The sequence below is a fragment of the Anabaena catenula FACHB-362 genome (assembly GCF_014698735.1).
Lineage (GTDB): Bacteria > Cyanobacteriota > Cyanobacteriia > Cyanobacteriales > Nostocaceae > Anabaena > Anabaena variabilis_A.
This window is the reverse complement of record NZ_JACJTQ010000025.1, coordinates 20,916-43,894: the sequence shown is the minus strand read 5'-3', so window position 1 is coordinate 43,894 and position 22,979 is coordinate 20,916. Positions and strand designations below refer to the sequence as shown.

The following is a 22,979-nucleotide window of genomic DNA, read 5'->3' as shown; positions in this document are numbered from 1 at the left end:
ACGGTTTAGTGATTTATCTGTGAGCGTTATCAGTTAATTACCGCGTAATACGCCAACTATAATGTATTCACAGCTTCCGCAAGGATTGCTATCTTTTAATACTAAATCATTTTTGAAAAATTTTAATTACTGTAGGCAATGCCCACCCTAGGTGTATTTCAAAAATAAAAAAAGGAATTCTGTAGTCAGGTGTATGATCTACACCACACTCCGCTATCTGGAGTAGATTCGCAGCAATTAATTTTTTCACCTATCCCCCTACTGACGGTTATAACTAGGAGTTTATAGCAACCGCTCAGGTGGTTAGGACACCAACTGATGATATAACAGGAGTCAGGAGTCAGGAGTCAGCACTTCTCTTCTCCTGTCGGAGACACTACGTGAACGAGACGCTTCGCGAACGACTACGCTCAGTGACCGGAGTCAGGAGTAAAACCCTCTTGTAGTGAGAGTTTCATTATCAATTGATGTCCTAACTACCCTGTCCACGGCTATAAAACCTAGACACCAAAAGACTTTATCCAACTGTCACCTATCCCCTCTCACCTGCTATACATTAATAGAGAAGGAATTTCCACAGCTACAGGTAGCGATCGCTAGTGGGTTATGGAAGCGAAAACCACCACCCATCAAGTCTTCTGAATAATCCAATACCAACCCAGTGATATAATTCATGCTTTGAGCGTCTAGGACTACTTGAGTACCATTAACGTCAAAAACCTGATCTTCCACTTTGACCACTTCATCAAAAGAAATATCATAAAACAACCCAGAACAGCCACCAGATTTCACTTGCAAGCGAAACAAGATATTTGGCTGTTGCTTGGATTTTAATCGCCCAATTTCATTCGCGGCTGCTGGACTTAAATTAATCATGGAATTTTTGTCGCACAAACTCCATCATTATATTAACGGGAGTTTGACACTTGGGGACAAGAAGTTCCAGAGTTGAAGAGGTGCAGAAAAATCACCCAATCATATCAAGTCCGGCTAATTGTTAATCAAAAAACTCTCCGCGTCAGAGTGCGGTTACCTAATGATTAAGTATTCAACCGGACAGGATATCACTTCTTTCTCAATTTTCCATGCTTACTTTTCAGTACGAGCGTAATCATCTTGGTAGCGAATAATGTCATCTTCACCTAAATACTCGCCATTTTGGACTTCAATTAATACTAAGGGAATTACCCCAGGATTCTCTAAACGATGAACAGTACATTGAGGTACATAAGTTGACTGATTATTACTGAGTAAAACTTCTTTCTCACCACAAACTACTCTGGCTGTACCTGAAACCACAATCCAGTGTTCGCTACGGTGGTGGTGCATTTGTAGACTGAGGCGATGTCCTGGCTTAACTTCAATCCGCTTAATTTTATATCCGCGCCCTTCTTCCAAAACTGTAAAAGAACCCCAAGGACGTAATTCACTCGCAGCGATACTTCTAGAATTGAGGGCTGCGTTGAGGGTGAGAGTATTAGTCTGTGCTGTTTCTGTAAATGAAGCCATAGTTACCTCAGATGGAGACATACAAAAAATTTATTATTCTTAATAAGGGATGCAAGAATTTGACGTGATATTTAAATAGTGAAAATTAGCAATTTAATTTCACTTTGCTAACCATAGCAAAATTAAATGTCATGGCGTAACTGATTACCAGTAAAACTTTTGGGTCTATACTAACTCTTCATCAAAGAAAATGCCAGCTTGTTCTCAGCTTTAAAAAAGAATGGGAGAGTCAGAATGCAAAATCATGAAAAATGTTTTCTATAATTTTGCATTTTATTATCAATTGGCTTATGGTTCTGGGTTCAGGAAAATACCAATAGCGTTATGGACACGAGCCGCAGTACTGGGGGAACGGTCGAGTAATTGCCCTCCCAAGTATAAACTAGTAGAACTACCACCGTCCAGATTAAGGGCATTCACACAGCCCATAACCTGCATTAATTGGGCGTGTTCGGCTAAGGTAGCCCCTGCTCCACCGGCGCGATTATGTACGGCGGCAATCATCAAATTACCTGTATTGGTGGTACAAATAGCACTGCGAACTGCTTTTTCGGAGATAAAAGCGGCGCTGAATTTTTCGGCTTTGGCATCGAGAACAATTTGCCGATTTTGAATCAAGAGTGGACCGGCTCCGACAATGTGAGGATAACGACTAAAATCGGTGGGAGTAGTAGTACTGGTAATACTGACTTTTGTGCCAATAGGCAATTTATTGGCGTTAGTAGTAGCAGTACCGCGTAAGGTGAGGAGGTAGCCGTTTTGGGGAATGGGAACGGGGGTGACACCTGCTTTACCACCAGGTAGCTGATTGGTAATTTGGTCATTTTGGACAACTAGGAGGATTTCGTTGTCTGTGAGGGGTGTATAAGTACTGCCCCAAACCGATGTGTAACGGGCAATACCAGTTTGGGCATAGCCACTGTTAAGAAAAAGAATGGGTAAAGACTGGTTATTGGCACTGATTAAATTTTCATTTAAGGTGAGGCGGCCAAAGTAAAATTGTCCTGAATCATTCCAAGCGATCGCACCCCGGTTTAAAATCGGCCCAGATATCCACTGATTATCCCGACGAATAGCCCCTAAAGGTAATCTATTATTGCGATTAAAATAGCCGCCATTAATACCGGCTACTGCTAAATAACGTTGTGCAGTTTGAATCAAGGGGGCAGTACCCGCTAAAATATCTGAATTTACCCACATAGGTTTAAGTGTTAAACCTACGACACGGGGATTAATTTCTAACCATACAACTGGAAAGCTGTCTTTACCTGAAGTGACAAACTTTTGTTGCCAGCGCAATCCCTTTGCCCAAGTGATATCCTTTGCTACCAAAGCATCAGGTTGAATATCTATAATTAAGCGATTAGGATTAGCGATCGCACTAATCCGTGGAGATAGGCCAAAGGGAACACTGAGACTGATAATAGTTTGATTATTGACCATCTCCACTTTTTGAATCAGTGGGTCAGGAGTTGGTGCTGATGGTAATTGTTTTAACCCGGTTGGCGGTAATATGATTGGCTGGGGAGTATAACGTTGAATTAAAGCCGGATCTGCGATCCCATCTAGAGTAATTGTCCATTCTCTATTTAGGGGTCTGGTAGTTGAGGAAGTTGGTTCTTGGGGGTCGATGGGTCTTTTGATAGCTTGACCTTGCGTAACTTGCCAAGGAGTGGGAATATCTAAATCCACAACCAGTCTCTCACCCACAGGTCGTTTTCCCAAACGAAGATTGTTGACTTTTGCTTGGGGGGTAGAAATCATCAACGTATTGCCATTAGCCTGTATCTGCCAGCCTGCTGTTTGTGCAAAACTAGAAATATCTAAATAACGATATCCTCCCCACAACTTGGCGTTTAAAGCTAGTGGTGGTTTGATTGACGAAAACCACTCCACCGGTTGTTGAGTAGGGTTACTAGTATTTAATAAATCTACCCCGATTAATTGTCTTAATGCCCCATCACTCAAATGAGTTGTCACCTTACCAGTATTTCCCGATTCCTGTAACCAAGCCCCTGCTAAAGTCCGACCGTTGAGAGAAATTTGATTACCAGATGGGATTTTTTCTCTGGAAGTAGGTGAGGGAGAAGTCAGAATAGGAACTGGTTGAGCGTTAGTAGCAAAAGTAGCAGTTAAGCACAGTGCTGTTGACAGAAGAGGGATAGAGTAGCGGAAAAACCTGTTCTTAAAATTTAGGGTAATGGTATGAAAGTCTGCTCGTCGGCAAGAATTCGGCATTTTTACGATCCTTAACTTCAGTACTTATGAAAATTACCACCCTCAGAGCTACCTGACCGATTTATGAGGAAATCTTAAAAAATTATGACTTTATTTTTCAACAACCGTGATATTATTTAAGGTGGATTTTTATAACCAGTAAAAACAGGCAAGCAACTTTTCCCCCAAAACTACTATCAGTCAATGTTCTAAATGACACTTTTTTAAAAAAGTCTATAATAGTAGTCCCAGCGTTTAAAGCCAAATGTAATTATCTTCTAACCTCACCGATAACTGCTATAGTTGCAAATTCAGTGAAGTACAGTTGTCAATGAAACTAGTAGGAATTGTCAAATGGACATATAGTGTAATAGTTTCAAAAAGCATAGAAATAATTAGATTCAGTATCTAAATACGAATAATGTCAGGGAAAATAAATTATCCAGACAAAGATAGCTTTTCTAACAGTACATAAACACCTAAAAAAAATAACGCGATAATTTTAACACGGGTGATCCATAAAGTAACCCCGAAGTTAAAATTTTTTTTCCCTAAATTTTCGTGATTATGTATTTCTCCATCGTTACAGTTAGAAATTTTTCTTCTCAGCAGTAGCAATATTGGCAAAATCCGTAACTCAACATTTCAGGATATAGAGTATGAATCGTCAATCGTTGAATCAGGGTCAGAACATTACATTGTCAGAGATGGAAATCAAGGATACATACCAGGGACAAAGATGGTTAGTAGAAGAACGAGATGCTTGTGGTGTGGGTTTTATAGCCCATCGCCAAAATCGAGCTAGTCATGAAATTTTGGCAAAAGCCTTAACCGCCCTCACTTGCTTAGAACACAGAGGCGGATGTAGCGCCGACCAAGACTCAGGGGATGGCGCAGGGATTTTGACAGCAATTCCTTGGGAATTGTTCCAACAAGAAGGAATTAATGTTGCCGACACTGATAAAATGGCTGTGGGGATGATATTTTTACCCCAAGATCCGCTTGCTGCCCAACAAGCAAAAGCCACATTTAAGCAAGTTGCAGAGTCGGAAAACTTGACTGTACTGGGCTGGCGAGTAGTCCCTGTGCGTGCAGATTTGTTGGGTGTACAAGCTAGAGAAAATCAACCCCAAATAGAACAGGTATTTCTAGCTTCGGCTGACAAAAGTGGTGATGAACTAGAAAGAGAACTGTATATCACTCGTCGTCGTATTGCCAAAGCGACCAAAAATATTTCTGAAGAATTTTATGTTTGCTCCTTGTCAAACCTGACAATTGTCTACAAAGGCATGGTGCGTTCGGCAGTGTTGGGAGAATTTTATGAGGATTTAAAAAATCCGGCTTTCAAAAGTGCTTTTGCAGTTTATCATCGCCGCTTTAGTACCAACACTATGCCCAAGTGGCCTTTGGCGCAACCAATGCGGCTGTTGGGTCACAATGGTGAAATTAACACACTGTTGGGTAACATTAACTGGATGATGGCACGAGAAGCCACTTTAGATCATCCAGTGTGGAATGGACGTGCTGACGAATTCAAACCACTGGTAAATATTGACAGTAGCGACTCAGCTACACTCGATAATGTACTGGAGTTGCTTGTGCGTTCTGGACGTAGCCCCTTGGAAGCTTTAATGATGATGGTTCCAGAGGCTTACAAAAATCAACCTTCATTGCAGAATTATCCAGAAATTGTTGATTTTTATGAATATTACAGCGGCCTGCAAGAAGCTTGGGATGGACCAGCACTTTTGGTATTTAGTGATGGCAAAAAAGTTGGTGCAACATTAGATCGAAATGGCTTAAGACCGGCTCGGTATGTGATTACCAAAGATGACTATATAGTCGTGGCTTCTGAAGCTGGTGTAGTGGAATTTCCAGAAGCAAATATTCTTGAAAAAGGCCGACTGGGGCCTGGGCAAATGATTGCGGTGGATTTAACAACCCAGGAAGTTCTGAAGAATTGGGAAATTAAACAGCGGATTGCGAAACAGTATCCTTATGGAGAATGGCTGCAACAGTACCGCCAAGAACTGAAACAGTTAGTAAAACCGTCATCTGTTAATGGTAACGGGAATGGTAATGGTAACGGTCATCATCCAACTGACAACGAGCAACTAATCACTGGCAAGATCGATAAACAAACTTTACTCCAACAGCAAATTGCTTTTGGCTACACATCAGAAGATGTGGAAATGGTAATTCAGCCAATGGCCAGTGCTGGTGCAGAACCAACTTTTTGCATGGGGGATGATATTCCCTTGGCTGTGCTGTCAGAAAAACCTCACCTGCTGTATGACTATTTTAAACAGCGTTTTGCTCAGGTGACTAACCCACCCATTGACCCTTTACGGGAAAAACTGGTGATGTCCTTGACAGTGGAACTGGGTGAGAGGGGTAACTTGTTAGAACCCAAGCCAGAACACGCTCGGAAATTAAAGCTAGAGTCGCCAGTGCTGACTGATACAGAATTGGATGCAATTAAGTTATCAGGATTTGCGACGGCTGAGTTATCAACCCTATTCTCCATTGCTTCGGGGCCAGATGGTTTGAAAGCTGCGGTGGAATCTTTACAAAAACAAGCAGCAGAATCAGTTCAGGCTGGTGCGAAGATTTTGATATTGAGTGATAAAGCAGGTGCAGGGATTGGTGCAGAGTTAACCTATATTCCACCTTTGTTAGCTGTGGGTGCTGTTCACCATTACTTAATCCGCCAAGGTTTGCGGATGAAAACATCGCTGGTAGTGCATACGGCTCAATGTTGGAGTACTCATCATTTTGCTTGTCTGCTGGGCTACGGTGCCGGTGCGGTTTGTCCGTATATGGCTTTGGATACTGTGCGGGATTGGTGGTCTGACCCGAAAACGCAACAGTTCATGGAAAGGGGTAAAATTAATCCGTTGACTCTTGAACAAGCGATCGCTAATTATCGTCAAGCTGTAGAGTCAGGTTTGCTGAAAATTCTCTCAAAAATGGGAATTTCCCTCCTTTCTAGCTATCAAGCCGCACAAATTTTTGAAGCTATTGGTATCGGTGGAGATTTGTTAGCGTTGGGTTTCTGGGGGACTACTTCCCGGATTGGTGGTCTGAGTTGCAAGGAACTGGCACAAGAGGTGCTGTCTTTCCACTCCAAGGCTTTCCCAGAACTAACCACCAAAAAGTTAGAAAATCTGGGCTTTGTTCAGTACCGTCCCGGTGGTGAATACCACATGAATAGCCCAGAACTTTCTAAGGCACTACATAAGGCTGTAGACGGTAAGCATTATGACCATTACGAAGTTTACAAAAAACATTTAGAAGGTAGACCAACCACCGCTTTGCGAGATTTGTTGGATTTCCAAAGCGATCGCCCATCTATCCCCATTGAACAAGTAGAATCAGTTAGCGAGATTGTCAAACGCTTCTGTACTGGGGGAATGTCTCTCGGTGCATTGTCACGAGAAGCACATGAAACACTTGCCATTGCTATGAATCGCATTGGGGGTAAATCTAACTCTGGTGAAGGTGGCGAAGATCCAGTTCGTTACAAAGTGTTAAATGATGTTGACTCATCTGGTCATTCACCCACTCTCCCCCATTTAAATGGGTTACGGAATGGTGACACAGCCGCGAGTGCCATCAAGCAAGTAGCATCGGGTCGTTTTGGTGTAACTCCCGGATATCTAGCCAGCGCCAAACAAATTGAAATCAAAATCGCCCAAGGTGCAAAACCAGGGGAAGGTGGACAACTACCAGGGCCAAAAGTAAGTCCTTACATCGCCATGTTACGGCGTTCTAAGCCCGGAGTAACTTTGATTTCGCCACCGCCCCACCATGACATCTATTCAATTGAAGATTTGGCGCAGTTGATTTTTGATCTGCATCAAATTAACCCAAAAGCACAAGTTTCCGTGAAGCTAGTCGCGGAAATTGGGATTGGCACAATTGCGGCTGGTGTAGCCAAAGCCAACGCTGATATTATCCAGATTTCTGGTCATGATGGCGGTACTGGGGCATCACCTTTGAGTTCTATTAAACACGCTGGCAGCCCGTGGGAACTCGGATTAAGTGAAGTGCATCGGGTGTTGATGGAGAATAGTTTGCGCGATCGCGTCATTCTGCGAGTAGATGGCGGTCTCAAGAGTGGCTGGGATGTCCTCATCGGTGCATTAATGGGCGCTGAGGAGTTCGGTTTCGGTTCAATCGCCATGATTGCTGAAGGCTGTATTATGGCACGGGTATGTCATTTAAATACCTGTCCCAAGGGCGTGGCTACTCAGAAAGAAGAATTACGTCTACGGTTCAGTGGTATCCCAGAACACGTTGTTAATTTCTTCTATTTTGTCGCGGAAGAAGTCCGTAGTCTGTTAGCTAGGCTGGGTTATCGTTCTCTATCAGAATTGATTGGGAGAGGCGATTTGTTAACAGTGCGTTCTCATGTCAATCTCACCAAAACCCAAGCCCTGAATTTAGATTGTTTAACTAAGCTCCCAGACGCAAAACAAAACCGTAGCTGGTTGGTACATGAAGAAGTTCATAGCAACGGCGCAGTTGTGGATGACCAATTGCTGGCTGATGCCGATATTCAAGCTGCCATCAAGAATCAAAGCACTGTCAACAAGACAATTTCTATTGTCAACACTGATAGAACAGTGGGTGCAAGATTAGCCGGGGCGATCGCGTCCCAATACGGTGATAGCGGCTTTGAGGGGCAAATTAACCTCAATTTCCTGGGTAGTGTCGGGCAAAGCTTTGGCGCATTTAATCTGCCTGGTTTAACTTTAACCCTGACTGGTGAAGCTAACGACTACGTAGGCAAGGGAATGCACGGTGGGGAAATTATCATTAAACCCCCAGCAGAAGCTACTTATGACCCATCACAAAATGTGATTGTTGGCAATACTTGTCTTTATGGTGCGACCGGTGGTGTGTTATTTGCCAATGGTTTAGCGGGAGAACGCTTTGCTGTACGTAATTCTAAAGGTACAGCCGTCATTGAAGGCGCGGGGGATCATTGCTGCGAGTACATGACTGGTGGGGTGATTGTTGTCCTGGGGAAAGTTGGAAGGAACGTAGGTGCGGGTATGACTGGGGGACTGGGCTACTTCTTAGATGAAGATGGTTCTTTCCCAGAATTAGTCAACAAAGCTATTGTCAAAACCCAGCGGGTAGTAACAGAAGCAGGTGCGAAACAACTTTATGAGTTAATTAAAACTCATAGCGATCGCACCAATTCACCCAAAGCGAAGCTAATTATCCAAAATTGGGAAGAATATTTACCCAAGTTCTGGCAATTAGTCCCACCTTCTGAAGCCGACAGTCCAGAAGCGAATCCTGAAGCAACTTCAGAACAAAAACAGCTAAGTTCTGTTTAGTCAGTAGGGGCGGGGTTTCCCCGCCCTGAAAACAGGTGATTTACTTACAGCAGATTGCAGATCAATGAGGCTTCGCCGTGAGCGTCAGCCGATAGCTTGCGTGGCGTAGCCATACGGTACAGAATCAAAATTGAAACCTAGACACCAAGCCAGTTTTACTCCTGACTCCGGTCACTGAGCGTAGTCGTTCGCGAAGCGTCTCGTTCACGTAGTGTCTCCGACAGGAGAAGAGAAGTGCTGACTCCTGACTCCTGAATTCTGCTGTAATTACTTCTTGTTAGCAATTAACGCCTGGTTTTTATCTTGCATTTCTAAAAGTTCTGGGATAGTAACAAACTTATAACCCTGCTTACGGAACTTACTGATAATTTCTGGCAAAGCTTTGACAGTGTGAGTGCGATCACCACCACCATCATGCATTAATACGATACCGCCTGGTTTGGCTGCCCTGAATATATTGTTAATCAATTTTGGTACACCAGGACGAGAGTAGTCTATTGAGTCAGAAGACCACATAATAATTGCATACTTATTATTTCGGGCGTAACCTACCACTCCATTAGTCATATGGCCGCCGGGTGGACGAAATAAACTGGTTTTCACACCTGTAGTTTTATAAATAATGTCTGTAGTATTAGCAACTTCATAGGCTGCCACTTGCGGGTTCATGTGGTGATACCAATGATGCCAAGTATGGTTAGCAATGGTGTGACCTTCAGCAACTACCCGCTTGGTTAAGTCGGGATAAATCTTGACATTTTGCCCAACAACAAAAAATGTCCCTTTAACTTTATTCTTTTTGAGGATATCGAGTACTTGTGTTGTACTTTTAGGCCAAGGCCCATCATCAAAGGTGAGCGCAATGACTTTTTCTTCTGGAGGGAGTTTTGCTTCCTTAATGGTTGCACCTTGAAACCTTAGTGGCACATCAGGAGCAACGCCTTTTGCTTGTGCTTCTTGCTGCCAACTGTTGAGCATCATTGTCTTAAGTTCTTCAATACGCTCCTGAGTGCCTACATTGGCAGACATCTCATTCACGCTCAAATTTTGGTTGCTTTGAGCTTCAGATGCATTTGGCTTAACCAGGATCATGAAACCAATTCCCACAGTACCAGTTAAGCAAACCAAGGCAATTAATATTCCCTGCGGCCAAAAAAACGACTTATTTTGTTCCACTATGTAGCTCCTTTAAGGGTTGAACCATCAGTCAGGTTTCTGACGGTAGGTTATAACACATTTTGTCTAGATATTAGATACTTAACGGCTGACTAGTAATCATGAAAATTGCGATACAAAGTTACAGAAATTCCGCAATCTAGCATGATAAATTATACGGAGTTGCCTAAAACGTTAGCCTTTAGCTAACCCCTTAAGTGATGAATCTCTAACTTTTGTACTTTTGTCAACACAGTAGGATAATGAATCAATGATTATTCCACATAAATAGCCAATAAGAATAGAGTATCTAACTCCAAATAACGGCACAAACTATCAGTAGCATCACTGTTAATGTGTAGTTTATTTTTTTAGTTCATTCCTTCTTTTTAAAGAAAATATTAAATTTTTAATGGCATATTGTTGTTTTTTGAATTTCATACTGTACGTAGACAACAAATAACTGATTATAGTTTCCCATTATCAAGCCATAGTTAGTCGTTAAGCTAGATACTCTTCTCAAAATTTAAACCTGTTTCATGTTTCAGGCTCTTAATTTAAACTAGACATCTCCAGAAATGAAATATGCGTTATCCAGAACCCTTATAGAGACGTGACCTCGGTAGGGATGCTCGGCTCTACATTCTTTTTCACCAGATGTCTACTGAGACTTGATGACTACAATTTCTAACTAGACTCAGGTAACGCACTCGATTATGATGATGGTGTAATTCGCAGATCATGCTCAAAAAGCAATGCTTACAGCGAGCGAAGCTATCGCGGCTACCGTCCTCAATTAAAATCAGTTCAGCCTTACCATCTAACTGGTAATAACAGGAGTCAGACGGCTATACATTTCTGCAATATTTTCTTCTTCGTTGTCAATGGGGATAACCAGGGAGGAGATGGGCTAATTCACAGTTATTGATAATTTTCTACAAATTTGTTAATCTAGCTTTGTCGAATTTACAACAAATACATAAAGTAAATATTTGATTATTGAAATCTAAATTATTGTCAGCAGATAGATAATTAAACTCGGTAAAATCTTGCATTATTGTAAATATGAATTATTTGAATGATTCTAAATTCAAAAAAGATTATCTGCTCCTATTTATAATTTGGTTAGTGGCATTAGTTATAGATAGAACTTGGTTTTTCTTAGATGACTCTATTCCCGCCCATGATCAAAGCGCACATTTAACAGGAGCATTAAGTCATTATCGCATCTTCGATAATTTCAATATCTTCTCAGGTAATTGGTGGTTATCTCTGTGGGAATTAACCCCTAGTTATCGCGCTCCTTTTGTATATATTTGCACAGTACCTTTTTTGTCGCTCTTTGGCAGAGGATACGATCAAGCAAGTTTAGTTAATTTATTATATACAGCAATAATCCTATTCTCAGTATATCATCTAGGAAAATATTTATTTAAAACCCGCAAAATTGCTATAACTGCCAGCATATTTTGTTTACTATTTCCTATTTTGGGAATTATGCGGACAGATTATTTATTAGACTATGGTTTAACAGCAGTTGTCATAGCAACTTTCACAATTTTAACCATTTGGAAAGATAGTTATACTGGACTTTTGTCATGGGTACTAACTATCTGCTTGGGATTAGGAATAGGTTTAATCATGTTGTCTAAACCTACAGGATTTCTTTTTATTTTAATCCCTGCTATCTGGACATTAATTACCTTTATCAAAAACCGGAAGTTCATCAAACTAATTCAATCAGGTTTATCTTTAATTGTAGCTTGGTTAATTTGTGGTTCTTGGTATAGTGTAAATTGGTTAACAATTATCACTTCTGCCTTGCACGCTAACAGTGTGGGAAAACGGGAAGGTGATCCCGCTGCAACAAGTATTGCTGGCTGGTTCTATTATCCGCAACTTCTACCAGAAACTGTGGGTTTACCAATATTGTGTGTGAGTTTAGGGATTTTATTGGTTTATTTAATTAAACATAAATTTTCTCAAGATGTAATTAAAAATAGTTTGAGGAATTCTGGTTTAAATTGGTTATTAATTTTTCTGGTTAGCAGTTATATACTTTGTTCCCTGGGTACAAATAAAGATATTAGATTTGTTCTTCCTTGCTTTCCTGTAATTAGTTTAATATTGGCGCACTTTTTTAATCTTATAGAAAATATCAGTTTTGATAAACTGAGGTTAGCAACATTAGGATTAAGTGTCATAGTTTTACTTAATAACCTGTTTCCTTTACCATTAATTCAAGCATGGGGAGGAAAACATTTACCCAATGATGATACTAAAAGATATCCCCTTTCTCAATTGATAAATAAAATCAACCAAACAACTCCTTATTTAAGATCAACTTTAGGAATAATTCCGGTTTCTACACCGCAAATAAATGAGTTTACTTTAGATTATTTTGGTAAATTAGCCGATTTTCGAGTACATGGTAGAAAATTAACCACAAAATTAGCTGATGTCAACCAAGATTTACAGTATTTTTCCTGGTATATCACCAGAGAAAATGAACCTGAACAACCAGGAGAAAAAGGAGAAACTAAACGAAAATTAAAATCTTTAGTTGAATCTTCTCCAGATTTGAAATTACAGAGTGAGTGGGAATTACCAAATAATGATAAATTACGATTATATCATCGTAAAAATCCTGATGTAGTTATCGAAAAAATAGGTCTTACTGATGCTCCTGTTACCTTAGAAAAAATTGCAATTTCCAATCAATTCATAAGAGAGAAAAATAACCCTGTTACTTATGAAATAACAGGGAAATGGGATGATTTGCAAAATGGTATTTTACTATTAAAATGGCAAGATGCAAAATCATCCTGGTATCATGATCATGCTATTGCTTTAGGTAATTTATACTGTGGTTTGAAATGTCATCCCCAAGGTAATTTTAAAGTAATTGAAAATCTAGCCACATTTGTACCTAAAACACTACCAGTAGGCACATATAAACTTTCTGCTTTATATTTAGATAGAAGAAATAGCAAAATTACACCTTTAAATATTTCAAACATTACTGTAAATGTGACAGATAAAGGAAACATAGAGAAATCACCACCTTTAGATTTAGTTTCCCGACTCTCACAATTAGCACCGGAATTACAAAAAGGTAAGCTAGAAAATATATTTGAGCAGATAAATAATTTTAATCAATATGATCCTACTCAAGATTATTTAAAACAAATTGAATTTGCAGCTAATTATTACCTACAAGACGAACCAAATAACCTCAATTGGCGCTATACTCTAGTCCTATCACAACTTTTACAGCGCAAAGCCCCAGAATTAATCCAGAATTTAACAGAATTAACTAAATATGATGCTCAAAATCCCTATTCATGGTTGTACTTATCCGTTGTTTATCTGTATGACTTTCAACCAAGAGAAGCGGAAAAACAATTGGTGATAGCAGAAAAAATTAAACCAGATATTCCAGAATTAAAGACTCTAAAAACCGTTACTAATATCATGAAATTTCTGCCATTAATCAAGCTTTAAATATGAGGAATAACCGCTGGTTTTTAGGTTTATTATTTACATCTTTATGCCTATGGCTGATATTTTTAGGAAACTCACCTTTAAGAGATTGGGATGAAGGTACTATAGCCCAAGTTGCCCGTGAAATTTGGCGTAACCCAGTGGATAAAATGGTTTGGCTTTACCCCACTTTAGGAGGTGAACCATATCATAATAAACCACCTTTAATACACTGGTTAATTGCTATTGCTTATTCCTTGGGTGGTGTAAATGAATGGACAACACGCTTACCAAGTGTCATATTAACTGCTTTGGGTGTGCCTTTACTTTACTCTGTAGGAAACTTAGTTTTTAACCAAAGTTTACCAGCATTATTTACAGCTTTGGTTTATATGACTATGTTACCTGTAGTACGTCATGGCAGACTAGCAATGTTAGATGGTGCAGTTATAACATTTTTCTTATTGTTATTATTTTGTATTTTAAAGTCACGTCAGCAGCGGATTTATGCTTTAGGAATTGGCTTGAGTTTAGGATTAATTACTCTTACCAAGGGCATGATAGTTTTGCTTTTAGGGGTAATTGCTGGATTATTTATACTGGCAAATAAACAGTTTTATTTATTAAAAAGTTTATATTTATGGATAGGAATATTCTTAGGAAATGCTTTACCAATTGCTTGGTATATTGCCCAATGGCAACATTATGGAGAGAATTTCTTACAAATAAATTTGCAATCACAAACTTTTGCGCGACTTGTAGAATCTGTAGAAGGTCATAGTGGACCTATTTGGTACTATTTAATAGAAATACTTAAATATGGTTTTCCCTGGTTATTGTTTTTACCTGGAGGTTTATATTTAGCTTGGAAAAAACGTCATACTAGTTGGGGTTCTTTGATTATTATCGGCACAGTAATTTACTTTGGTACTATCTCATTTATGAGTACAAAACTGCCCTGGTATGTAATGCCTATATATCCATTTTTAGCTTTAGCCATTGGTGCTAATTTGAGCGAAGTTTGGCAGGAAGGTAAGTTTAATGTCAAATTTTTGGGAGGATTTTTTGCTTTTTTGACTGTTGCTGGTTTAGGAGGTTGTGTTTATTTTATTTTTGCTGATCCACAACCTGCATTAATTATAATGAGTATTGTTTTAGCAATTAGTATGGGTGTGGCTACATGGTTTGTTTTCAAGCGAAATCGTAATTTTATTCCCGTTTTATTTTCAGGAATGTACTTAGTTTTATTGCTGTTAATGAGTTCCCAATCATGGATTTGGGAGTTAAACGAAGCGTTTCCAGTTAAACCAGTAGCGGCATTAATTCGTCAACATATTCCAGCAGGAACAACAATCTATACTTCTTTTGCTTATAGTCGTCCTAGTTTAGATTTTTATAGTGATTGTAAAGTTCTTGCTGTTCCTATTTCGGTGTTGCAGGAAATGTTGGCGAAGAAATCATATTTGTTGTTAGATAAAAAGGCTATGGAGAAATTGAATTTAAATCAGAGTAAAATTATAGGAGAAGCCAAAGGATTTACATTAATTTCACCACCAATTAATTGAAACAATTTATAATGTAGAATTTTCAAACAATATAGATGAAAATACAAGCGATATTACTAATATGTTAAATTAACATACATAGCTTTCTAATCAAAAATATGCAATTAACAGAAAAGCAATATTACACCCCAGAAGAATATCTGGAATTAGAAGCAACTGCTGACTATAAAAGCGAATACATTGACGGACAATTTATTCCTATGGCTGGTGCATCCATAAATCATAATCGCATCACAGGTAATTTTTACGCTGCGCTGAATCTTGACTTTCGACAACAAGAAAAATACGAGGTTTTCAAAATTTATCTGCGGCTGTGGATACCCCAAAGACTAATATACACTTATCTAGATGTGATGATTATTGCAGATCAGCCAGAATTTTTCAAAAATCGCACAGATACAATTACAAATCCCCAGGTAATTATTGAGGTTTTATCTAAATCTACCAAAGGTTACGACAGAGAAGATAAATTTGAAGCTTACAGGACAATTCCAACTTTTCAAGAATATCTGTTAATTGCCCAAAACCGCATTCATGTAGAACAATTTTCTAAAATTGAAAAGAAAAGATGGAATTTGTGTGAGTATGACAAAGAAGATGAAAACATATCACTGGAAACAGTGCCTTTTGATATTTGCTTAAAAGATTTATACAATAAAGTACAGTTTAAACTTACAGAATCTGAACCAGCAAATAATCAGTAAGTCTTGTTTGCTGATAGTATTCTATAAGAATTTCCTCTCATCATCAAAAAGATGAATCGCCATTTTAAATTAGATAACCTATTATTAGGCATCCTAATTATATTCGCATTAATACTGCGCGTTGGTATTGCTTTAAAATTCCCCAATATATTTTGGGCTGACGAAATTTTTCAATCCCTAGAACCTGCACACCGGCTTGCTTTTGGTAACGGTATTGTTACCTGGGAATTTAGAGACGGTATTCGTTCCTGGGTATTACCAGGAATTCTCGCAGCTATTATGCGTCTAACTGCGTGGCTGGGAGAAGGTTCTACTGGATATATAATAGGAGTTAATTTATTTTTATCTCTACTTTCCCTGAGTAATATCTTAGTCGCATATTTATGGGGAAAAAAGATAGGAGGAACAATTACAGCCTTTATTTGTGCCGCTATTTGTACTATCTGGTTTGAACTTATATACTTTTCTCCCAAAGCTTTTACCGAAGTCGTAGCAACACATTTTCTCTTACCTGGAGTTTTCTTAGGAGTTCAAGAAAATATATTTACAACCAGAAACCGTCTATTTTTGTCAGGCTGTTTGTTGGGAATATCACTAGGATTAAGAATTCACCTAATCCCAGCTATAGTATTTACTGTCATCTATATTTGTAGAAAAGATTGGCGTAATAAATGGTTGCCAATGATCTTAGGTATCATCGCTCCTATACTAATCTTTGGAACTGTTGATGCCTTTACTTGGCCTTATCCTTTTCAATCTTTTTGGTTAAATATTTGGGTGAATCTTGTTGAAGGTAGAAGTAAACTTTATGGAGTTTCTCCTTGGTATGAATACATTATATTCTTGCTTAAAAGTTGGTCTTGGTTTTCTATCCCTATAGTTATTCTGGCTCTCATAGGTTCCCGTCGTAGCCCCATTTTAGCTTGGTTAGCATTAATTATTATCGTGTCTCACAGTTTGTTGGCTCATAAAGAATATCGCTTTATTTATCCAGCATTACTAATGGTGATGATATTAGCAGGAATAGGAACAGGTGAATTAGTTTTAAATTTGTCCCGCAGATGGGTTTCACCTCGAAAAACTGTAATAGCAATATTACTCTGCCTTTCCCTGTGGACTGCCACTTCTGTAGCTCTCCTGAGCCGATTTAATATTTATAATCCTTTGACTTTTTCTACCTTCGGTACTAACTTAGAAAATACACATTTGTATGCTACAACTAATAATTTACTAGCCTTACAAAGTTTAAGTACAGAAAATACGGTGTGTGGTCTTGGTCTTTGGGGGGTTAATTGGGCTTTATCAGGAGGGTATACCTATTTTCACCGGGATGTTCCTATATATCAAGTTGAGAAAGCAGCAGATTTTGAAGAGCTAAAAGCAGGTTTTAACTACATTATTGGCAATCGTTCCATACCATCTCAATATCAAAACTATACTTTGCAGAAATGTTGGCAAGAAACTTGTGTTTATCAGCGGACGGGTTCTTGTAGCCAGATTATAGATCGTGATATCAATTCTGTTCTCAAAAAATCGGGAAATTAGTAGCCGAAGCAATTTATATTTAAAATTACCGTTAATTATTAAATAATTGTGAAAGCTATAACTTTACTTGGTTCTACCGGCTCAATTGGTACTCAAACCTTAGATATCGTCTCTGAACACCCAGATAAGTTCCGAATCGTCGGATTAGCTGCTGGGCGCAATGTTGAGTTATTCGCGGCGCAAATTCGCCAGTTTCGCCCCCAAATCGCTGCCATTTCCGCTGCTGAGAAGTTACCAGAACTTCGGGAAGCTATTAAAGACGTAAATCCTCAACCCATTTTACTTGCTGGTGAAGCGGGAGTGATAGAAGTTGCTAGTTATGGCGATGCCCAAACGGTTGTTACTGGTATTGTTGGTTGTGCTGGATTATTACCGACGATTGCGGCTATTGAAGCAGGTAAGGATATTGCTTTAGCTAACAAAGAAACTATTATTGCCGGCGCTCCTGTAGTGTTACCTTTGGTGGAAAAACACGGAGTGAAACTTTTACCAGCAGATTCCGAACATTCCGCTATTTTTCAATGTCTCCAAGGTGTTCCCAAAGACGGTTTAAGAAAGATATTACTCACGGCTTCCGGTGGTGCTTTTCGTGATTGGCCTGTGGAAAAGTTACCGCAAGTGAAAGTTGCTGATGCTATTAAACATCCTAACTGGTCAATGGGTCGAAAAATCACTGTAGATTCGGCAACTTTGATGAATAAGGGTTTGGAGGTAATTGAGGCTCATTATTTATTTGGGGTAGATTACGATAACATCGAAATTGTCATTCATCCTCAAAGTATTATTCACTCGTTAATAGAATTACAAGATACTTCAGTTTTAGCCCAACTTGGTTGGCCAGATATGCGTTTACCTTTGCTTTATGCTTTATCTTGGCCGGAGCGAATTTACACTAATTGGGAAAGATTGAATTTAGTAAAATCTGGTGATTTAACTTTCCGTGAACCAGACCATCAAAAGTATCCTTGCATGGGTTTAGCCTATGCTGCGGGTAGGGCAGGTGGTTCAATGCCGGCGGTTTTAAATGCGGCTAATGAACAAGCTGTGGCGCTATTTTTAGAAGAAAAAATTAGCTATTTGGATATTGCTCGGTGTATTGAATTTGTGTGCGATCGCCATCAAAATGATAACAAACAAAATCCCTCTTTAGATGACATTTTGGCAGCAGATAAATGGGCTAGGCAAGAAGTTTTTACAGCTATGCAACAGGTAGCAACTCAGCCGCAGATAATTTCTGTAGGGTAAAAATTAGGATAATCCTACACTAATCAAATCAGGTGCAGTGTAGGATGATGTTTTGTTGTAAATTAAAGGGTTTAAAACCCATAATTCTACACATAGCGCCTGTTTCATTCGGGGTTTAAAGAAGAGTCTTTATCCTTTACTTACACCCAAGGCTCTATTTGGCATTTTGAATTGTTGAACTGGTGATTTTCGCCTATAATAAATAGCTTAATTTCGCAGAATTGATTTTCAAGGATCTAATATTATGATCATTACTTTAATAGTTGCTTGGATAATATTTGTTATACTTTGGAAATTAGTAAAAACCACTATCAAAACTGCGATTACTTTTGCAGCGATAGTGGTTTTATTATACTTTGGTTTTGGGATTACACCCCAAGATATTTGGCAGAAACTAGCTGAAATTACTCAAAACATTTCCCAAACCTCTGTACGTAATTAATCCCAGTTCAGGAGCATTAATTTTGAATTTTTAATTGATTACTTATGTGATGTAGCAATCTTTGCTAATGCATCTTTGAATGTAGGAGGTAGCTGACGCATAATTTTACCTCTTTCACGGTCTAATGCAACTAGCGTCACTTGGGCAGTAACATATAATTGCTGCTCATCAGTGGAAACAATCTTATAATCCCAGTTAATTCGGACACCCGTTACCTCAGCCATACGAGTTTTTACCAACGCCATCATCCCTAATTGAAGTGACCGATGATAGCGTACCGACAATTCTACAACAGGCAAATCACAGCCTAAAGCTACTAAATCAGCAAATTCAATACCTATGGAGCGCAAACATTCTACCCGCGCTTCTTCCATCCAAGTTAAATAAGTACCATGCCAAACAATGCCTCCATAATCGGTGTGGTGAGGTTGCACTCTGACAGGATATTCAAACCAATTATCAAATTCCGCTTTCGTCACCCTGTCAATGGCGCTGATTGGTGGTAGTTGTGGTTGATTTGGTGTTTCTTCAGACATCTTAAATCTTTGGAGTAGCAACTTTGACAGGCTACCGAATAATTTTTCTGATTAATGGGTAATAGGTTTAATTCCTCCCCATTAGATTTTAGCAGACGCTGAAAAACACTTAACAAATCAGTAAAAAAACTGTCAATTCCCGGTAATGGTGAATAGGTAATAGATGTTCACGAATCAAGCCACTATTACCTTTTTCCCAATTACCAACAAGTACAACCCATTTGTCATCGATTTTAACAACTTAGCCTTTCTTGACAAGGGTTTTATTAGCTGTAGAAGTTTGCATAGATTGCTTGACAAGATTGGCTAGTTCCTGCAATTGGTTAATTGCCTCTGCACCTTCTAATTTCATTAGCTCGCGGTCATCCCGCATTTCAGTCCAAGTAATTCCGTAATCTGATACTAGAAAACGAATTAGGTGGCTGTCTCCCAAGCTCACCATAAACGAAGCACTATTCATTTGGTCGCCACAGGTATAGCAGGAAGCCAGATAGCCGCTCCGCTCTAATACTATCGCCAAGGCTTGCAGGTTCATTACCAAGTCTTGGACAAATTGTCTATGTTGATGTGCCAGTCTCAGAAACACTTTTTTCCTCCAGACACCACAGTCATTTGAGTCTCTTTTATATTTTCTTTAGATTTTCCCATTCTTTGATATTGTAAACTATTCATTACAATTACAAAAGAACAGTAAAGTTTGTAATTGGCCACCTTGCTTAGGGTAGTGGATAACGATTAGAGTTGTCGTATCAAACTATTCAATTTGCAAGATTATAATTTCAGATACAATTTCTAAAATTAACATTGTCTTTAGACATTTCTGTCATTGTCGCCTCTTACTTACAGCAATCCGCCTTCAGCGTAACTCAAATCTGGTGCTAGTCAACTACAGAAAAGCTCCATATTACAGTTTTATAGGCAGTTTGCAGCACTATTTAAGGTATTCATTTACTCTAGCGCGACTTTTCGGATTTTTGCTTCTATCTATAGTGTAGTGAAATTCTTCTTTACATTACCGAAACAGTGCTGAGTAAAAAAGTAAAATTAATTGCACTCAGTATACAAAGGGAAGGCAGAGGTGAGTAATTCATTAGGAAACCGCGCGGGGACGGGGAGACCCAGAGATGGGGAGAGTATTGAGTTACTTGTAATTCAGCGAACTTGATATCACATCCTACATGGACTTGTTTTAAGTGTGAGCGTAGCGTCTCCTAGAGAAATTTTCTCTAAGAGAATCAACAATCTACGCGGAGAGTGTCAATCAACTATTTGCCACCAACCGAAAGCAGGTCCGATAAAACGGATAGTTACCCAGGCTACAACCATTAAACCAATGCCTATCCAAGCCCCACGAGTAGTTAAACTAACAAATAGTTCAGCTTGAGATTTAGTGATGGGAACCCAGGGTAAGATGGGAGTGTCTTGACCGTATTGTTCACCTAGTGTGGTTTTCCGACGTTTTGCTTCACCCATAATTAGCAATTCAAAATTCAATTTAGGTTCTTAGTATATGTTCCCAGACATCGTGAGATCTGGATCTTGTTGAGAAATTTCATCTCTCGTCTCGAATCGCTACGATTTAACTTGATGATAGCTGTTGGGCTAATCTTTTGTTAGTTATTATGGCTCAGTCAGGATCTTGCTCATTACTCTGAGAAAACAGACTGGGATCGAGATAGTTCAAACGGGCTAGAGGACTTAGGGAAGCGAGAATTTGAGCGCCGTAGCTGCGGTTAACCACACGACTATCCAGTAAAGCTACAATACCTTGATTTTCGCGGACGGGAGCGATCGCTCTTTGCAATTCATTCAAAGCCGTGGGTAACAAATAGAGCCGAAACCAGTCTTGGTGCGATCGCTTATAGTGAGCCACCCTACCAGCCACTAAAGGATTTTCCAGAGATGGTAAAGGTAAAGTCGCAATCATTAACAACCGGGGTGCCGGTAAAACAGTCTGATGCTGCCGCCAATATTCCCACCCAGTTACTAAAATACCATTTTCATCCAAACAAGTTTTTTCTACCTGCACCCGTGAGCCAAATTCAGAAGCCAAAATTGCCCCCACTCGTGACTTAAGTGGCACATCTCCCACTAACACCACCGTTAGCCCTGGTGCGGTAGCACTCAGACACACTAGAGTGCGGACTTTGTGAATAAATGCTGCTTGAAATTCCGGTGTATTGGGTAGAGGCAACTTATAGGGTACATAAAGTTGAATAGCTTCCCCTTGACTATCAGATGAGAACTTCAAGCAAGTTACATCCTCCAACCCCAAACGCTGACGAAATAGAGGAGCCTCTGTTTCTGATTCTAAAGCACTGCCAACTAAAACTACAGGTTGCCGCTGCCAAATAGGAGCGAGAATTTTTCCTAACTCAATCGGGGCATAGTGTAAAGAAAATAAACCTTGACGACGGTCAATGGTAGCCCAGAATAGGGGAGGAGAGGAAAGATTTTCATCAAGGCTGTGGAATTGCTCCCAGAAATGTTTCCAAGCATCTGGAAGACACGTTTGATCTAAAGCCAAAAACAGACGTTGCAGAATTTCTATTTCTGGCTGAGAAATCAGATAACACTCATAGGGATTTTCTGGATGCTGAAATAGTTCGTGTGTCAGTTTTACCCTGGCTTCACGAATTACCTCAGTTTCATAGGGACAAGCCAACATCAGTTGCTCCCAATCATGGGGTTGAATATCTTCAGTCAGCTGATGACGCACCCAATCTTCCAAATCGTCAACACCATCAATAATTGTAGGAATATTTGGGGGAAATGGGTTTTGAGTAGCAAACTGACCCTTTAACCAAGCTTCTGGGGAAGTTAACAGCAACCCTTGAAACTCAGGATTAGGCCAAGCTTCACCGCTTCTAATCGGTTTGTTCGCTGGTAGCCATTGCTGTAACCGGGGAATTTCTACTAACAGCAAGCGTTGCTGTACCGTTTCTGTGGCAACAATGATTACAGGACCATGCCACATTAAAGCAGAGGCGACAAAACTTGTGCGATATCGCCCTTGATAACCACAAACTGCCCCTACTTGAATTAAAGCACTACGTCCCAAGCGCAAGGCGCGTGCTACCAACCTTGCCATCGTCAAGTGATGGGGCCAAGAAGGAAACCCCGCCTGCGATCGCAGGAAGTTATGTAGTGACAAATGAACTTCTGCCTCAATCACACGCTTTTCATCCCATAACAAGTGACTTTTTCCGAACTGCCCCATTTCTATT

At 39.6% G+C, this 22,979-nt stretch carries 15 protein-coding genes; 7 read left to right on the top strand and 8 right to left on the bottom strand.

Going from position 1 to position 22,979, the window contains the following annotated elements; all coding sequences use genetic code 11:
* Positions 1-549 precede the first annotated feature (549 nt).
* From H6G68_RS16435 to H6G68_RS16425, 3 genes are all read right to left on the bottom strand, one after another.
* A complete protein-coding gene (locus H6G68_RS16435) occupies positions 550-876 on the bottom strand; it encodes a HesB/IscA family protein (RefSeq protein WP_190907604.1) in 327 nt (108 codons plus the stop codon).
* A 213-nt stretch (positions 877-1,089) separates the two neighbouring features.
* The gene (locus H6G68_RS16430; RefSeq protein WP_127053521.1) at positions 1,090-1,509 is read right to left on the bottom strand and encodes a phosphomannose isomerase type II C-terminal cupin domain; all 420 of its coding nucleotides are present in this window, start codon (positions 1,507-1,509) and stop codon (positions 1,090-1,092) included.
* A gap of 288 nt (positions 1,510-1,797) precedes the next feature.
* The gene (locus tag H6G68_RS16425) at positions 1,798-3,747 is read right to left on the bottom strand and encodes a phosphodiester glycosidase family protein (RefSeq protein ID WP_190907603.1); all 1,950 of its coding nucleotides are present in this window, start codon (positions 3,745-3,747) and stop codon (positions 1,798-1,800) included.
* A 638-nt stretch (positions 3,748-4,385) separates the two neighbouring features.
* On the opposite strand from H6G68_RS16425, the gene gltB reads away from it, so the two are divergent.
* Positions 4,386-9,077 carry a glutamate synthase large subunit gene (gltB, locus tag H6G68_RS16420; RefSeq protein WP_190907602.1) on the top strand — a complete coding sequence of 1,564 codons (4,692 nt, stop codon included), beginning with the start codon at positions 4,386-4,388 and terminating at the stop codon, positions 9,075-9,077.
* 267 nt (positions 9,078-9,344) lie between these two features.
* Here gltB and H6G68_RS16415 read toward each other — a convergent pair whose 3' ends face one another.
* Positions 9,345-10,253, bottom strand: a complete 909-nt coding sequence (locus H6G68_RS16415) for a polysaccharide deacetylase family protein (protein ID WP_190907601.1) — start codon at positions 10,251-10,253, stop codon at positions 9,345-9,347.
* A gap of 1,044 nt (positions 10,254-11,297) precedes the next feature.
* Between H6G68_RS16415 and H6G68_RS16410 the strand changes: the two genes are divergently transcribed.
* The 6 genes from H6G68_RS16410 to H6G68_RS16385 all read left to right on the top strand — a co-directional run bounded on the left by H6G68_RS16410 (position 11,298) and on the right by H6G68_RS16385 (position 19,216).
* Positions 11,298-13,736 (top strand): glycosyltransferase family 39 protein, encoded by a 2,439-nt coding sequence (locus H6G68_RS16410; RefSeq protein ID WP_190907600.1) that lies wholly within the window; start codon positions 11,298-11,300, stop codon positions 13,734-13,736.
* 2 nt (positions 13,737-13,738) lie between these two features.
* Entirely contained in the window at positions 13,739-15,280 is a 1,542-nt protein-coding gene (locus H6G68_RS16405) for an ArnT family glycosyltransferase (protein ID WP_190907599.1), read from the top strand.
* 98 nt (positions 15,281-15,378) lie between these two features.
* Positions 15,379-15,984 (top strand): Uma2 family endonuclease, encoded by a 606-nt coding sequence (locus tag H6G68_RS16400; protein WP_190907598.1) that lies wholly within the window; start codon positions 15,379-15,381, stop codon positions 15,982-15,984.
* Positions 15,985-16,035: 51 nt separating this feature from the next.
* Positions 16,036-17,529, top strand: coding sequence for a glycosyltransferase family protein (locus H6G68_RS16395; RefSeq protein WP_190907597.1), 1,494 nt, complete (start codon positions 16,036-16,038; stop codon positions 17,527-17,529).
* Between the two features lie 48 nt (positions 17,530-17,577).
* Positions 17,578-18,774 (top strand): 1-deoxy-D-xylulose-5-phosphate reductoisomerase, encoded by a 1,197-nt coding sequence (locus H6G68_RS16390; RefSeq protein WP_190907596.1) that lies wholly within the window; start codon positions 17,578-17,580, stop codon positions 18,772-18,774.
* Between the two features lie 244 nt (positions 18,775-19,018).
* Positions 19,019-19,216: a hypothetical protein gene (locus H6G68_RS16385; RefSeq protein ID WP_190907595.1), complete on the top strand. Its 198-nt coding sequence runs from the start codon at positions 19,019-19,021 to the stop codon at positions 19,214-19,216.
* A gap of 38 nt (positions 19,217-19,254) precedes the next feature.
* On the opposite strand, the gene H6G68_RS16380 is transcribed toward H6G68_RS16385, so the two are convergent.
* The 4 genes from H6G68_RS16380 to H6G68_RS16365 all read right to left on the bottom strand — a co-directional run bounded on the left by H6G68_RS16380 (position 19,255) and on the right by H6G68_RS16365 (position 22,927).
* Positions 19,255-19,752, bottom strand: coding sequence for an acyl-CoA thioesterase (locus H6G68_RS16380; RefSeq protein ID WP_190907594.1), 498 nt, complete (start codon positions 19,750-19,752; stop codon positions 19,255-19,257).
* A gap of 241 nt (positions 19,753-19,993) precedes the next feature.
* A complete protein-coding gene (locus H6G68_RS16375) occupies positions 19,994-20,338 on the bottom strand; it encodes a DUF1815 family protein (RefSeq protein ID WP_127053510.1) in 345 nt (114 codons plus the stop codon).
* Positions 20,339-21,009: 671 nt separating this feature from the next.
* Positions 21,010-21,225, bottom strand: a complete 216-nt coding sequence (locus H6G68_RS16370) for a DUF2839 domain-containing protein (protein WP_127053509.1) — start codon at positions 21,223-21,225, stop codon at positions 21,010-21,012.
* A gap of 154 nt (positions 21,226-21,379) precedes the next feature.
* Complete coding sequence (locus H6G68_RS16365; protein WP_190907633.1) at positions 21,380-22,927, bottom strand: helicase C-terminal domain-containing protein; 1,548 nt, start codon at positions 22,925-22,927, stop codon at positions 21,380-21,382.
* Positions 22,928-22,979 lie beyond the last annotated feature (52 nt).

Coding starts and splice junctions, on each gene's coding strand:
- H6G68_RS16435 (WP_190907604.1), bottom strand. CDS start 876: ATGATTAATTTAAGTCCAGCAGCCGCGAATGAAATTGGGCGATTAAAA.
- H6G68_RS16430 (WP_127053521.1), bottom strand. CDS start 1,509: ATGGCTTCATTTACAGAAACAGCACAGACTAATACTCTCACCCTCAAC.
- H6G68_RS16405 (WP_190907599.1), top strand. CDS start 13,739: ATGAGGAATAACCGCTGGTTTTTAGGTTTATTATTTACATCTTTATGC.
- gltB (WP_190907602.1), top strand. CDS start 4,386: ATGAATCGTCAATCGTTGAATCAGGGTCAGAACATTACATTGTCAGAG.
- H6G68_RS16400 (WP_190907598.1), top strand. CDS start 15,379: ATGCAATTAACAGAAAAGCAATATTACACCCCAGAAGAATATCTGGAA.
- H6G68_RS16395 (WP_190907597.1), top strand. CDS start 16,036: ATGAATCGCCATTTTAAATTAGATAACCTATTATTAGGCATCCTAATT.
- H6G68_RS16410 (WP_190907600.1), top strand. CDS start 11,298: ATGAATTATTTGAATGATTCTAAATTCAAAAAAGATTATCTGCTCCTA.
- H6G68_RS16425 (WP_190907603.1), bottom strand. CDS start 3,747: ATGCCGAATTCTTGCCGACGAGCAGACTTTCATACCATTACCCTAAAT.
- H6G68_RS16370 (WP_127053509.1), bottom strand. CDS start 21,225: ATGGGTGAAGCAAAACGTCGGAAAACCACACTAGGTGAACAATACGGT.
- H6G68_RS16385 (WP_190907595.1), top strand. CDS start 19,019: ATGATCATTACTTTAATAGTTGCTTGGATAATATTTGTTATACTTTGG.
- H6G68_RS16380 (WP_190907594.1), bottom strand. CDS start 19,752: ATGTCTGAAGAAACACCAAATCAACCACAACTACCACCAATCAGCGCC.